Here is an 846-nt window from a genome sequence, read left to right as displayed (position 1 = left end):
TTCCTCGGTTCAACGGATCATTGACCAAAATCTCAAACTCCGACCGGCTCGCCGGCTGCCCACGCGACTCTGCTTTGATGAGTTCCGTTCTACTCATGGCATGATGTCGTTTATCTGTCTTGATGCCGATTCACATCGTCTGATTGCCTTGCTTGGTGATCGATTCAACCGCACGATTAAAAACTTCTTCATCGCTCATTATTCACTCGCTGAACGCACTCGGGTCCAGACGGTCACCATGGACATGAATGCAGCTTATCAGACGATTATTCATGAGGTTTTCCCCAAGGCCCAAGTCGTCATTGATCGGTTCCATATCATTCAACTTGCGGCTCGTGCCCTTGATCAGGTACGCGTCCAAGCGCTCAAACAGCTTGATGACAAACACAGCCGTCCTTATAAGATCATGAAGACAAACTGGCGGCTTTTTCATCAAACTGCGCCTGACGCTAAACACAAACAGTTCCTGTTTGGTTTGAATGAATACGTCACGCAACAGGAGGCCATCGATATCGCACTTGATACTGAGCCCAAGCTCAAGCAAACCTACGAGACCTACTTAGCGCTTCATGATGCCTTGATGGTGAAGAAACATCCCACGGAACTGGCAAACCTGTTAGCTACTTACGAGCCAAACGGTACGGCAATGGACATGACGATCGCGACGCTTAAGCGACACAAAGTCGCTGTTCTCGCCGCTGTCACCAGCCCTTATTCCAACGGTCCGATCGAAGGGGTTAACCGCCTCATCAAGTCACTCAAACGATCCTGTTTTGGCTTCAAGAATCAGCTGAACTTCTTCAAACGAATCTACCAAATCACGGCATAACATGACAAAGACGGCTC

General features: G+C 48.9%; 1 protein-coding gene. It reads left to right on the top strand.

Going from position 1 to position 846, the window contains the following annotated elements; genetic code table 11:
- Window positions 1-829: ISL3 family transposase (locus tag ACWPAB_RS15340; protein WP_455692711.1), on the top strand; the 829-nt coding region annotated here is incomplete at its 5' end.
- Window positions 830-846 lie beyond the last annotated feature (17 nt).

This window comes from Lacticaseibacillus sp. 30 (assembly GCF_053819265.1).
The sequence above is the reverse complement of the archived record's forward strand: the minus strand, read 5'-3'. Positions and strand labels throughout refer to the sequence as shown.